Here is a 12,379-nt window from a genome sequence, read left to right as displayed (position 1 = left end):
GTTCATCATATTTGGTGTGGTATCTTTAACTATGGGAAACTCCCCGTTCCCATTTGGAAATGCTCTTATCAGAATAATTGATCTTCTCCGAAAGTTCAAACTGAGTCAGACCCAGCTTTTTTCGATACTGCGCAATATTCTGTGCAATGGTTTGTTTTATCTCTTCGTCCGTCATGTTCGGTCTCCCCGTTAGTCATTGTTAAGATGCTTTTTTATTATAGTATAGCAAAGATAAAAAAATAAGTCAAGCAGAAAGAAGCGGAAAAATCCTGTTTTTCGTATCTTGACAGAAGATGTAATGTATGCTATACTATAAACAGATACTTTTATGCTTCAGGGCATTGTGCAATTCATGACCGGCAGTGATGGACAGTTTGTCCCAGTCTGCGAGCCATACGGCTGATTCGGTGCGATTCCGAAACCGACGGTATAGTCCGGATGAGAGAAGCAGCGCACATTACGTGTTTCCCCCATAACTTCTGTAAATTCCTGTACGGAATTCGTACAGCTTTACGCCTACCCTGTGGTACTTTCACAGGGTAGGCTTTATTTTTTTAATTAGGAATGGCGGTATCGCCTGCGGCGATGATTTTTAAAGTTTATTCACGTAAAGAAAACATGTGGATTCAGCAATAAGTCCCAAATAATTCAGTTTTTATTTTCTGTGAGCGCAGCGAACACCATCGCTCCTCATTCCAAAAAAGGCAGTGATTTCAAATGACGCAACACACATTTTATATGCAGCGTGCCATTCAGCTGGCAAAACGCGGAACTGGTTTTGTCAATCCCAATCCCCTAGTGGGGGCAGTGATCGTCAAGGACGGGCGCATCATCGGCGAGGGCTGGCACGCCAGATACGGCGATCTTCACGCCGAACGAAATGCGCTGAAAAACTGCACCGCTGACCCCACAGGGACAACCATGTATGTCACTTTAGAGCCATGCTGTCACCACGGCAAACAGCCGCCCTGCACCGAAGCGATTCTGGAAAGCGGCATCCAGCGTGTGTATATCGGTTCTCGAGATCCCAATCCCCTGGTCGCCGGAAAGGGTGTTGCCTTTCTCCGGGAACACGGCGTAGAAGTGGTAACAGATTTTCTCCGGCAGGAATGCGATGCCTTGAACCCTGTCTTTTTCCGGTATATTACCACAAAAATGCCGTATACCATTCTCAAATACGCCATGACCGCAGACGGCAAGATCGCCTGTGCCGGCGGTGCTTCCCGGTGGGTCACAGGAGAAACTGCACGTGCCCATGTGCACCAGACCCGGAAACGTGTTGCCGCCATCTGCGTAGGTATCGGCACGGTTTTGGCAGATGACCCCATGCTGAACTGCCGCTGTGAAAATCCCAGCCAGCCAGTACGTGTGGTACTGGATACCCACCTGCGCATTCCGCTGATATCCCGACTGGTACAGACAGCAAAGGATATCCCCGTGATCGTTTTCACCCATCAGCCCGACCCGGAAAAGCGTACTGCCCTGGAAGCCGCAGGTGTCACGGTACTGGAAGCACCGCTGGATGGCACACACGTTTCCATCCGGGAATGCCTGGCGATACTGGGACAGCGTGGGCTGGACAGCGTACTCATCGAGGGAGGCGCATCCATACATGCGGCGACATTGCAAGCAGGCTGCGCCGATCTGGTACAGGTCTACCTGGCACCAAAGCTGTTCGGCGGTGACGGACTGTCTCCCATTGGCGGCATGGGTATCCTGGCTCCGGCAAAAGCAGTATTGCTTTCACCGCCCACAATCACACAGCTGGGAGAAGATCTCCTGCTAGAGTACACCAGAAAGGAATGAGCACACATGTTTACAGGGATCGTAGAAGAAATGGGCACAGTCCGGCGGCTGACCAAAACGCCGGGTCGCTGCGAACTGGAACTGACGGCATCCAAAGTGCTGGAAGGCACGAAAATCGGGGACAGTATTGCCGTGAGCGGTGTTTGCTTGACGGTGATCTCCATGGATGCAGATGGATTCACAGCAGATGTCATGCCGGAGACCCTGCGCCGCAGTAATTTAGGTACATTGAAACCTGGTTCCATGGTGAATCTGGAGCGAGCCATGGCGGCAGACGGGCGCTTCGGGGGACACATTGTCGCCGGACACATTGACGGCACAGGTAAAATCCAGTCCATGCAGCCTGAGGGCAATGCAATGCTGGTAACCATTGGTGCAACGTCGGAACTGCTGCGGTATGTGGTAGAAAAAGGGTCAATTGCCATTGACGGCATCAGTCTGACAGTAGCAAAAGTGACCCATTCGAATTTCACCGTAAGTCTCATTCCTCATACTGGTGAGGAAACTACGCTGCTAAAGCATCGTCCCGGGGAAATCGTCAATCTGGAGACAGACATCATTGGAAAGTATGTGGAAAAGCTGATGAAACCTACAACTGATTTACCCGAAACAAACAAGATCACTATGGAATTTCTTGCTGAAAACGGATTTTAATCCATATATTTCATCCGGATAAGAGGTAAAAAAATATTTCTATGAGTGCTAATGTAATTATTCCAGATGACGATCACATGATAATTAAAAACAATAAAAAAGGCGGTATTAAAGGCACTGCCATAACGATGACTTTCATTTCAATCATATTTGTTATAATGGCCATAATCAAATCAGATGAATTCATCTTTGAGTTAATCATTCTTTTCATTGCAATTTGTTTTTTTGTATTTTTATTGTCTTTAATTGATTATGCTTTCCAGTGCAAAACTTTTATTGAAGTATCAGGTGAAAACCTTCTTCTGCGAAAATACGGCAAAAAAACAATTAAAATCACCTCTGATAACATCCATGAAATCTGTTTCACCAGTTACAGTGTCGGTGAAAATAATAGTGAATCCTATTTGTTGAGAATTAAATATGGAAAGCACAAGTATTATAAGCTACCCTTATGTGAACCATTAGAAATAAATAAAATGGAGAAATTCTTCATACAGTATTGCAGCAAAAGAAACATCCAAGTACGCGATTGCAACTAAAAAAGCATCTAGCGAAATACATTTTGTAGAAACGAGATGCGCACATGATATTGGAAACAGAACAATTGTCTCTGTGTGAGATAACACAAAATGATTTCGCACTCTCTGTGTAAAATTTTACAGAACGAAGAAGTCATGTACGCCTATGAGGGTACATTCAGCCATGCAAAAGTACAGCAGTGGTTGAATCGACAGCTTGCCCGCTATGAAAAAGCGATGGACACAGATTCGGCTTATGGGACGGTTATCCTCAAAGAAGCCAGAACATGATCGAACAATGCAGACTTACCATGCAACCGAAGGAGATCGGCGTGACAATAGAGTTATTACAGAAAAATGGGTTTCGTTGAACATCCAATTTATGGAGTGAGTAGAATATGGCAAAGGTGATTATGACCTGCGGAAAAATCTGCTGCGGCAAAAGCACATATGCGAAACAACAACGTATCAAAAACAATGCAGTGATACTTTCTGTCGATGAGATCACGCTGGCGCTCTTCGACCAGAATATCGGAGAGAAACATGATACATATGTGGAAAAATTAGAAAAGTACCTATTTGATAAATCAGTAGAGATCATTGAAACAGGTATCAATGTGATACTGGATTGGGGCTTTTGGACGAAAGAAGAAAGAACGTATGCCAGGGAGTTTTATCGATCCAGAAATATTGATTGCGAAATTCATTTCATCGACATCAGCAATGAAATATGGCAAGAACGTTTGCAGAAAAGAAATCATTTGATTTTGGCAGGAGAAATCAGCGCATACTATATTGATGAGCAACTGCGACAAAAAGTGGAATCCATTTTTGAATCGCCAACCAAAGATGAAATTGATGTGTGGATTCATGATTAAATTTTCAGACTTTTCAAATCTGTATGCCAAAAGATTTCCTGGAAAAGTTGATACAAATGTAAGCAAACGATATGACAGTAAAGCTGATTTGGGAGAATGGAGTTTGCTGAATGAAAGATTTCAAAAGGATAACCGAGAATGAAAGCATCAATCTATACCGCACTTTTTACTGGGTGCATCTATACCATTACCGCTTTTCTCATGATAAGGAAATTAGCTCCATCTCAATCTTATTTTGCAATTATTTCAGGATTCCTGTTTACTTTGATTCTTTTGCTTTTTCTGATGGTATATCATATCCGAATGAAGAAAAAATACGCAAAAATGGAAAATAGGATCCAATCCCCCATTTTGCTAAAAATAAATGGAAATCTGGATACCGGAAAAGAGGTTCGCAACGCAAACATTTATTTATGCAAAGACAGGATTGTTTTTGCATCACTGGATAAAAAGAAACCGGCAGTTGTCGAAATCATGGCAAATCAGTTCATATATTGTGAAACAAATGAGGGCAATCAAGTAATGCTAATGTTTAACAATGAATTGTTATATGTAATACAGTCCTCCAAAGCAAGGGAATTGGCTGCATTTCTACAAAAAATGAATTGGCTGTGCTGATTGAACGTTTCAGCCATGATAGAACTGTTCCGGAAAAATAGATTTTACTGCAAGGAGCACTGTTAAGTTATGCGTTCCCAAAAACACCGCAGCAAAAAGCAAAAGAAGCCAAAAGCGATTAAAGTAACAAAAGTTATTGCACAAAAGAAAGCACGCTGTAAAACCATCTGTAAATTTCTATTCGTTCCGCTTCTCATGGCAGTCCTTTGCTTCTTTGATTTTCATACATATGATGTAGACAGCTGGTATACATCTGCTATTTCTTTTCAGTCCTGTGAATATGCGAATAGAGTAAAACACCATTACTATATCTTGCAGGACACTTCCGGGCAGCAATACAGAATTAAAACAAATTGGTTTGGCACAGCAGAACAGCAGCAGCTTCTGACAGATGTTTCCGTTGGGGATACTCTATACATCCGCTGGCATCGCACCTTGTATCCAAATCGAAAATTTGTAGATACACTAGAAAGCGACAATATCGTATACCGCAGTCTGGATGAAGCAAAACAGAAAAAAGGCTACGTTTCTTTGCTGGGAGGTATTTTCTTTTCTCTGATTGTTCTGGCAGGATGTTGCTTTTTATATGGAAATCTGAAGGACATTCACCGATTGAAACAATGCAAGCAAGAATTTATTCTTGAACATAAACCGCAAGACGTGTGAAAAATGGTACAGCGAAATACATTTTGTAGAAACGAGGTGCGCACATGATATTAGAAACGAAGCGTTTGTCTCTGCGTGAGATGACACAAAACGATTTTGCATCCCTGTGCAAAATCTTACAGGACGAAAAAGTCATGTACGCCTATGAGGGCGCATTCAGCAATGAAGAAGTACAGGAATGGCTCGATCGACAGCTTTCCCGCTATGAAAGCTATGGGCACAGATTCGGCTTGTGGGCAGTTATTCTCAAAGAAACGGGAGATATGATCGGACAGTGTGGACTTACCATACAGCCGTGGAAAGACCGGAAAGTCCTTGAGATCGGCTATTTATTCCGACAAGATTGCTGGCACAAGGGCTATGCCACCGAGGCGGCGAAAGCGTGCAAAGAATATGCTTTCACAACACTGCACGTCGACGAGGTGTGTTCCATCATCCGGGATACCAATCTTCCCTCACAGCGTGTGGCACTGCGAAACGGCATGAAAAGCGTGGACACCTGGACAAAACATTACAGGGGCGTGGATATGCCGCATGTGTTATTTTGTGTGAAACAATCAAACCGCAAGGAGGTTTTATAAATGGAATATCAAACCATTGAACAGGCACTGCAGGATCTGCGTGCCGGAAAGTGCATCCTGGTGACAGACGACCCCGACCGGGAAAATGAGGGCGACCTCATCTGCGCCGGACAATTTGCCACCACCGAAAACGTCAACCTCATGGCAAGCTATGCCAAGGGGCTGATCTGTATGCCCATGAGCCATGACAATGTTGTCCGGCTGGGGCTGACGCAGATGGTTTCCCACAATACGGACAACCACGAGACGGCATTTACCGTTTCCATTGACCATATCAACACAACCACCGGCATTTCCGCCGTAGAGCGTGGACTGACAGCACGCATGGCAGCGGATCCGTCGGCACATCCGGGAGACTTCCGCCGGCCGGGTCACATGTTCCCTCTGGAAGCAAAACCCGGCGGCGTTCTGGAACGCAACGGGCATACAGAAGCTACAGTCGATCTGCTGCGCCTAGCCGGACTGACCCAGGTGGGGCTGTGCTGTGAGATCATGGAAGATGACGGCACCATGATGCGGGGCGAGCGTCTGGCAGAATTTGCAAAGCAGCATGAACTCTCCTTTATCACCATCCGGGAATTGCAGCGCTACCGCCGGAATCACGACAATTTCGTGGAAGAAGTGGCACGTGCCCAGCTGCCCACCTCTCACGGCGAATTTCAGATGTTCGGATTCCGCAACACCATTAATGGTGACGAACATGTGGCGCTTGTCATGGGTGACGTTGCTGACGGAAAACCGGTGCTGTGCCGGGTACACTCCGAATGCCTGACAGGCGATGTGTTCGGTTCCTGCCGCTGCGACTGCGGCGAACAGCTGGGACGTGCACTGGATATGATTCAAGCAGAGGGCAGAGGCATTCTGGTCTATCTCCGGCAGGAGGGCAGAGGCATCGGACTGCTCAATAAGATCCGGGCGTACAAATTGCAGGAGGATGGTCTGGACACAGTAGAAGCAAATATCCAGTTGGGCTTTGCACCGGATCTCCGGGATTACAGCGTAGGAGCACAAATTCTGAAGCACTTAGGGGCAACTTCCCTGCGGCTTATGACCAACAATCCCGACAAAATTGCAGACCTGTCTGAATATGGGCTTACTGTAGAAGAACGTGTACCCATCGACATTCCCGAAAAGCCCGAAAACTTGCGGTATCTCAAGACAAAGCAGTTTAAGATGGGGCATTATCTGCATTTCTGAAAGAGGTCTTTCCTGTGAAACACATTCCCACAAAAGTGGTGATTCCCGCCATGCTGGATGCACATTTTGATCTGCTCCAGTATGCGTTTTCTTCCAGCCGGATGGAGATGACGGTACTGAAAAACAGGCAGGATGTGGTGCGCACCGGGCTTTCCTATGGGCATAACGACCTTTGCTATCCGGCGATTCTGATCATCGGACAGCTGATTACAGCAGTACAGCGCGGAATCCTGGATCCGGCAGAAAGCGTATTTCTGATTCCTCAGGCTGGAGATGCCTGCCGCGGCTCAAATTATCTGTACCTCATCCGGACGGCATTGAAACGTGCCGGAATCTCCATGCCGGTAATCTCCTTGAATTTTGTGGAGCAAAAAGAACAGATACAGTTTCACCTGACTCCTTTCATGCTTTGGAAAGCCCTGGCGGCAGTGCTGTACAGCGACATGCTTCTGTTGCTGTACAATCAGGTGAAGCCCTATGAAGCTGCTATCGGAGCATCCGACACCCTGTACCAGAAATGGATGTGTTGGCTGCAGGCAGATCTCAAAGAAAAAAAGCATCTGCATCCCCAGGCGATCCGGCGCAATTTCAAAGCAATTGCCGAGAATTTTGCCAGTATCAAGCGTTTCAAACGAAATTGTCCCAAAATTGGGATCGTGGGAGAATTGTATATTAAATACTGTGCCCTGGGGAACCATGATCTGGTGAAATATCTGCGGGAGCAAGGCGCAGAACCAATGGTAAATGGTTTCTCCTGGTATGCGTTGTATTATATCAACACTCACCTGACGGAACTTTCTATGGTAAATCCTGTTATGGCGGCGGCATATCGTGCCGCTGGGGCATATATTGAACGGATGCAGCGGCAGATGGTACAGGCAATTCGGGAAAAGGGTTTTGTCTGTTTCGACGCTTTTTCTGGATTTGCGCAAACTGCCCGGCAGTCATTTTCCAGCAGGTGTTCCGTCGGAGACGGCTGGCTTATCGGCGGAGAGATCTGCAACTTTGCAAAACATGGATATCACCGTATTGCCTGCGTCCAGCCCTTCGGCTGTATGGCAAACCAGGTCTGCGGCAAAGGGATCTATTCTTCCTTGCAACGCAAACTTCCGCATGTACAGCTGGTCAGTCTGGATTATGATGCCAGCGGCAGTGATATCCAGGTACAGAACCGGGCGGCAATGCTGCTTTTCTGAAGCGCAGTTTATTCACACTCGACCTGATACGAATCAAATCCTACCACCAATTCCAACGAAAAGGTGAAAAATAAAAATCTGGAGGTATTCTTATGAAAACATTAGAAGGCATGTATGAAGGCAAGGGACTGAAAATCGCCATTGTGGCATCCCGATTCAACGAGTTTATCACCACAAAGCTGGTGGGCGGTGCAGAGGATTGTCTCCTGCGCCACGGCACAGACGGAGATGATATTACACTGGCATGGGTACCGGGTGCTTTTGAAATTCCCCTAGCAGCGAAGAAGCTGGCGAATTCCGGCAAGTATGACGCAGTCATCTGCGTGGGTGCAGTCATTCGTGGTTCTACCAGCCACTATGACTATGTATGCGCTGAGGTTTCCAAGGGCATTGCACAGGTGGGACTGGAATCCGGCGTACCGGTGCTGTTCGGCGTGCTGACAACAGATACCATTGAACAGGCAATTGAGCGTGCCGGCACAAAGGCAGGCAACAAGGGTTATGATTGTGCTATGTCGGCGCTGGAAATGGTAAGTCTGTTCAAGAATGTGGAGTAAATCCATGCAGCGCATTCTAGTCATCGGCTGTCCCGGCAGCGGAAAAAGTACCTTTTCACGTGCATTAAGAGACATCACCGGACTTCCACTGTACTATCTGGATATGCTGAATCATAAGCCGGACAAAACAACCTTTTCAAGACAGGAATTCGACGAAAAACTACAGCATATCCTGGAGCAGAAGTCATGGATCATAGACGGCAATTATGCCAGAACCATGCCAAAACGACTCGCCTATTGTGACACTGTATTCTGGCTGGATTACCCCACAGAAGTATGTCTGAAGGGTGTTGCATCCCGTATGGGACTTCCGAGAGAGGACATGCCGTGGATCGAAACAGAACAAGATGAAGAATTCCTGGACTTCGTGAGAAGCTTCAATACCGAAAAACGGCCAGAAATGGAGCAATTATTGCAGCGAACAAAAGACAAGGAAATAATTGTTTTTCACACACGGGAGGAAGCATCGGATTTTCTGAAGAAGACGGCTGACATCTTCACATCATAGAACAAATGAAAAAAGGTGATACCATGCAAAACTTCATCTTCTTCGACATCGACGGCACCATTATTTCCGAGGACGGCTTTCTGCCGGAATCAGCAGTCCGTGCCATACGTTCTGCACGTGCCAAAGGCAACGCCACCCTCATCAACACCGGACGTACCTCCATGAATGTGGATCCATTCCTGAAAGAAATCGGTTTCGACGGCTATATCTACGGCTGCGGCACGGAGTTGGAATATGACGGCAAGATCTTATTCCACGAGACGCAAACACCCTCGCTCAGCCGGGAAATCGTGGAACTGGTACGCCGCACCAACGTTGCCGTGCTATATGAACGCAGCGATGCCATGTTTTACGACACACAGACACGGATGCTGCCAGGGCTGGAGGAGCTTCTGGATCTATACACCAGAAAGCACACAGCGTTCTCAGCAGTACCCGAAACGCCGGACTGGTACACAGACAAATTTGTCATCTGGTATGACGAAAAAAGTGACCTTGCTGGATTCCAGAAAGGAATCCAGGGCAAATTCGATTATATCGACCGGGGAAACAATTTTGCTGAGATGGTTCCCTGGGGCTGTTCCAAAGCAAAGGGCATGGCAAAACTAATGGAACTGTTTGGCGCAGAACGAGAACAGGTTTTCGCCATTGGCGACAGTCTCAACGACCGTCCCATGCTGGAATTTGCCGGCACAGGGATCGCCATGGGAGACAATCCCATGCTGCACCCCTATGCGGACTACATCACGGTGAATCTAAAAGAGGACGGACTGGAAAAGGCACTGGCACATTTTAACCTGATATAAAATGAAAACAACACCGCATATCCGAAAAATCCGGGTATGCGGTGTTGTTTGCGTTATAGAATAATTATGGTCATGCCTCTGTATATGGCAGTGTATTCACAAGATGCACCAGGAATTTCAGCAGCAGAATAGCATCGTCTGTGCCGAGTTCGCCGTTGGCATCGCAGTCGGCATTGTCTGCCGCCTGATTGGAAAGTTTCACCGCACCGGCAGCGGCTTTGTTCAGGAGAACAGAGTCGGTGATATCTACTCTGCCGTCCAGGTTTACATCGCCGTAGAGAACGGTGGAATCTGTTGTATTCTTTGTTGTGCTGGTGCTCTCTGTTTCAATAGGAGAACTTGTGGTATTGATTTTAGCGGTTGTGGTTGTTTCGGAGGTGGTCGTAGTGGTAGCAGCCGTTGTGCTTGTTGTGGTCTCATCCGGCTTATCAGGACTGTCCTGAAAATGGATCTCAGCTGCGGAAAGAGGTCCGTTATGGAAGAACCAATAGCCCGACCAGGAAATATCAATCGCATTCCATTCCTCTTCTGTTCCCTCAAAATAAACATCCTGCAAATTGGTGCAATTTGCAAAGGCACCCCCTTCAATCTCTGTAACAGTCTTTGGTATGGTAATGCTTTCAAAATCATTCCATGCCAATGAGAATGCAGATATGATTTTCAGATTTTTAGGAAGGATCACTTCTGAAGCATGACACACCGAACTTAACACAAATCCACCGCCATACGCACCACCAGACGGCAGTTCTGTCATGGTATCCGGAAACTTTACGGATTCTGCACTATAAATAGCATACTTTTTGATTTCCGTGAGAGAATCCGGCAATTCCACATATGGCATTTCTAAATTCTGAGGACTCCAGGCACACATATATCCTGCACTTCCAAGATACTCCAAGTGTTCCGGTATATTAAATTCTTTCAAGCCAAGACAACCCCAAAAAGCACCTCCCTCTATGCGAGTTACACTATCCGGGAACGTGATACTTGTGATTTTGTACGCTTCTTCTTCGTTATCAGGATTGTAACAACTAAAAGCATTGCTTGCAATAGTAGTAATCCCATCAGGCACAACAACGTCACCCTCACACATAGACGCATCCACCAGAATGTCACCAACGACTATCATGCCATTGTCCAGTGTTTTCGCCTGTGCCTGCGCCCAGGGCGAATACACAAACAACCGAAGATACTGTTCTTTTAACGTATCTGACATCGAAACCTCTTCCAGCTTTGAAACATTGATGAAATAATAAGCTTCATCCTCATCATCAAGCATTTCATCACATATATACTTCACACTGTCTGGAATGGTCAGTTTTCTCAGATACTTTGCAGTTGATTCTTCATCATCAACATAAACAGAATGAAGCGCACCATCTGCAATTCCAACCGTCCCCGGCAGAATTTCTAGTTCAGACACGCTGCTGTCGAAGTCTATCAGCCAGTGATCTATGTATTTCGCCGCACCTGTCTGTGCCTCCAGAACCGCAGTACCCCAAAACGCCTGATATCCCACCTCAGTTACGCTGTCTGGTATGGAAATCTCAGCTAAACTGGTGCAACCGGAAAAAGCAGATTGTCCAATTTTGGTCATTCCCTGTGGCAATGTCACACTGGAGAGAGAAGTACATCCGAAAAATGCAGAATTTTCTAATTCTGTCACACTATCTGGAATAGTTACACTCGTTAATTCTGTACAATTATAAAAAGCGCTGTCAAAAATACTTATTCTTCGAATTTCCGTCACACCATCTGGAATCACATAAGCACCGCTTTTCTGTTTTGGGTAACACAAAAGATTTGTTCCATCTTTGGAAAATAAAACGCCGTCTTTACTTTGGTATTTTAAATTGTCCTCCGACACCGAAATAGATTGCAAATTCTCACAGTCACTTAAAACGGATAAATCTATTTTTGCCACACTCGCTGGAATTGTTAGAGATGTGATCTGACTCTCTGTATCGCTTCCTGTATAAAAAGCACCTCCACAGATTTTTGTCACGCCATCAGGGATCACAACATCGCCGCTGCACTGAGCAGCGTCAATCAAACATGTATCCAGAATCACCATATCATTTTCCGCTTTTTGTTCTGCAAGCCACGCTGTACCGTAAAAAACGCCGTTACCAATGTCTTGAATAGTATCTGGAAGAGAAATTTTCTCCAATTCTGTGCATCCAGAGAACAACCACGGGGCAATCTGACTGACACCACTTGGAATTTCAATTTCTGTCAAACTGGTACAATTTTGGAAAGCTCCTGCACCAATGATCGAAATGCTGTCCGGTAACGTAATGGAAGTCAAATTATTATCACTATAATCAAATGCAAAAGGACTAAGGAAACACTGATTAAATCTTCCCATTGAGCTACAAATATGGTATAATAGAA

Annotated in this window: 14 protein-coding genes, 1 pseudogene and 1 riboswitch; of the genes and pseudogenes, 12 read left to right on the top strand and 3 right to left on the bottom strand. The window is 45.9% G+C overall.

Features of this window, described 5'->3' with window-relative positions; translation table 11 throughout:
- Positions 1-25: 25 nt before the first annotated feature.
- Positions 26-175 carry a helix-turn-helix domain-containing protein gene (locus tag QZ375_RS12225; RefSeq protein ID WP_295219539.1) on the bottom strand — a complete coding sequence of 50 codons (150 nt, stop codon included), beginning with the start codon at positions 173-175 and terminating at the stop codon, positions 26-28.
- A gap of 150 nt (positions 176-325) precedes the next feature.
- Positions 326-454, top strand: a riboswitch (FMN riboswitch).
- A gap of 263 nt (positions 455-717) precedes the next feature.
- On the opposite strand from QZ375_RS12225, the gene ribD reads away from it, so the two are divergent.
- The 12 genes from ribD to QZ375_RS12165 all read left to right on the top strand — a co-directional run bounded on the left by ribD (position 718) and on the right by QZ375_RS12165 (position 9,985).
- Positions 718-1,806: a bifunctional diaminohydroxyphosphoribosylaminopyrimidine deaminase/5-amino-6-(5-phosphoribosylamino)uracil reductase RibD gene (gene ribD, locus QZ375_RS12220; RefSeq protein ID WP_295219538.1), complete on the top strand. Its 1,089-nt coding sequence runs from the start codon at positions 718-720 to the stop codon at positions 1,804-1,806.
- Positions 1,807-1,812: 6 nt separating this feature from the next.
- The gene (locus tag QZ375_RS12215) at positions 1,813-2,460 is read left to right on the top strand and encodes a riboflavin synthase (protein ID WP_295219537.1); all 648 of its coding nucleotides are present in this window, start codon (positions 1,813-1,815) and stop codon (positions 2,458-2,460) included.
- Positions 2,461-3,089: 629 nt separating this feature from the next.
- Entirely contained in the window at positions 3,090-3,269 is a 180-nt protein-coding gene (locus QZ375_RS12210) for a hypothetical protein (protein WP_295219536.1), read from the top strand.
- A 122-nt stretch (positions 3,270-3,391) separates the two neighbouring features.
- Positions 3,392-3,856, top strand: coding sequence for an ATP-binding protein (locus tag QZ375_RS12205; protein WP_295219535.1), 465 nt, complete (start codon positions 3,392-3,394; stop codon positions 3,854-3,856).
- 138 nt (positions 3,857-3,994) lie between these two features.
- Positions 3,995-4,474 (top strand): hypothetical protein, encoded by a 480-nt coding sequence (locus QZ375_RS12200; protein WP_295219534.1) that lies wholly within the window; start codon positions 3,995-3,997, stop codon positions 4,472-4,474.
- 69 nt (positions 4,475-4,543) lie between these two features.
- Complete coding sequence (locus QZ375_RS12195; RefSeq protein ID WP_295219533.1) at positions 4,544-5,140, top strand: hypothetical protein; 597 nt, start codon at positions 4,544-4,546, stop codon at positions 5,138-5,140.
- A 44-nt stretch (positions 5,141-5,184) separates the two neighbouring features.
- Complete coding sequence (locus tag QZ375_RS12190) at positions 5,185-5,721, top strand: GNAT family N-acetyltransferase (protein ID WP_295219532.1); 537 nt, start codon at positions 5,185-5,187, stop codon at positions 5,719-5,721.
- Entirely contained in the window at positions 5,722-6,918 is a 1,197-nt protein-coding gene (locus QZ375_RS12185; RefSeq protein ID WP_295219531.1) for a bifunctional 3,4-dihydroxy-2-butanone-4-phosphate synthase/GTP cyclohydrolase II, read from the top strand. It abuts the gene before it with no gap.
- Positions 6,919-6,932: 14 nt separating this feature from the next.
- Positions 6,933-8,114, top strand: coding sequence for a hypothetical protein (locus QZ375_RS12180; RefSeq protein ID WP_295219530.1), 1,182 nt, complete (start codon positions 6,933-6,935; stop codon positions 8,112-8,114).
- Between the two features lie 92 nt (positions 8,115-8,206).
- A complete protein-coding gene (gene ribE, locus QZ375_RS12175; protein WP_295219529.1) occupies positions 8,207-8,671 on the top strand; it encodes a 6,7-dimethyl-8-ribityllumazine synthase in 465 nt (154 codons plus the stop codon).
- 4 nt (positions 8,672-8,675) lie between these two features.
- A complete protein-coding gene (locus tag QZ375_RS12170; protein ID WP_295219528.1) occupies positions 8,676-9,179 on the top strand; it encodes an adenylate kinase in 504 nt (167 codons plus the stop codon).
- Positions 9,180-9,202: 23 nt separating this feature from the next.
- Positions 9,203-9,985 (top strand): HAD-IIB family hydrolase, encoded by a 783-nt coding sequence (locus QZ375_RS12165; protein ID WP_295219527.1) that lies wholly within the window; start codon positions 9,203-9,205, stop codon positions 9,983-9,985.
- A 70-nt stretch (positions 9,986-10,055) separates the two neighbouring features.
- Here QZ375_RS12165 and QZ375_RS12160 read toward each other — a convergent pair whose 3' ends face one another.
- Positions 10,056-12,155 carry a leucine-rich repeat protein gene (locus QZ375_RS12160; RefSeq protein ID WP_295219526.1) on the bottom strand — a complete coding sequence of 700 codons (2,100 nt, stop codon included), beginning with the start codon at positions 12,153-12,155 and terminating at the stop codon, positions 10,056-10,058.
- A gap of 66 nt (positions 12,156-12,221) precedes the next feature.
- Positions 12,222-12,353: pseudogene (locus QZ375_RS14305) on the bottom strand (leucine-rich repeat protein); the annotation flags it as partial.
- Positions 12,354-12,379 lie beyond the last annotated feature (26 nt).

Origin of the sequence: Ruminococcus sp. (genome assembly GCF_019417665.1) — a bacterium.
GTDB lineage: Bacteria > Bacillota > Clostridia > Oscillospirales > Ruminococcaceae > Ruminococcus_C.
This window is presented reverse-complemented; position numbering and strand designations above follow the sequence as displayed.

Bases quoted from the DNA above. Each gene is read 5' to 3' on its own strand.
- QZ375_RS12215 (WP_295219537.1), top strand. From the start codon at position 1,813: ATGTTTACAGGGATCGTAGAAGAAATGGGCACAGTCCGGCGGCTGACC.
- QZ375_RS12195 (WP_295219533.1), top strand. From the start codon at position 4,544: ATGCGTTCCCAAAAACACCGCAGCAAAAAGCAAAAGAAGCCAAAAGCG.
- ribD (WP_295219538.1), top strand. From the start codon at position 718: ATGACGCAACACACATTTTATATGCAGCGTGCCATTCAGCTGGCAAAA.
- QZ375_RS12225 (WP_295219539.1), bottom strand. From the start codon at position 175: ATGACGGACGAAGAGATAAAACAAACCATTGCACAGAATATTGCGCAG.
- ribE (WP_295219529.1), top strand. From the start codon at position 8,207: ATGAAAACATTAGAAGGCATGTATGAAGGCAAGGGACTGAAAATCGCC.
- QZ375_RS12185 (WP_295219531.1), top strand. From the start codon at position 5,722: ATGGAATATCAAACCATTGAACAGGCACTGCAGGATCTGCGTGCCGGA.
- QZ375_RS12165 (WP_295219527.1), top strand. From the start codon at position 9,203: ATGCAAAACTTCATCTTCTTCGACATCGACGGCACCATTATTTCCGAG.
- QZ375_RS12170 (WP_295219528.1), top strand. From the start codon at position 8,676: ATGCAGCGCATTCTAGTCATCGGCTGTCCCGGCAGCGGAAAAAGTACC.
- QZ375_RS12200 (WP_295219534.1), top strand. From the start codon at position 3,995: ATGAAAGCATCAATCTATACCGCACTTTTTACTGGGTGCATCTATACC.
- QZ375_RS12190 (WP_295219532.1), top strand. From the start codon at position 5,185: ATGATATTAGAAACGAAGCGTTTGTCTCTGCGTGAGATGACACAAAAC.
- QZ375_RS12205 (WP_295219535.1), top strand. From the start codon at position 3,392: ATGACCTGCGGAAAAATCTGCTGCGGCAAAAGCACATATGCGAAACAA.
- QZ375_RS12210 (WP_295219536.1), top strand. From the start codon at position 3,090: ATGATTTCGCACTCTCTGTGTAAAATTTTACAGAACGAAGAAGTCATG.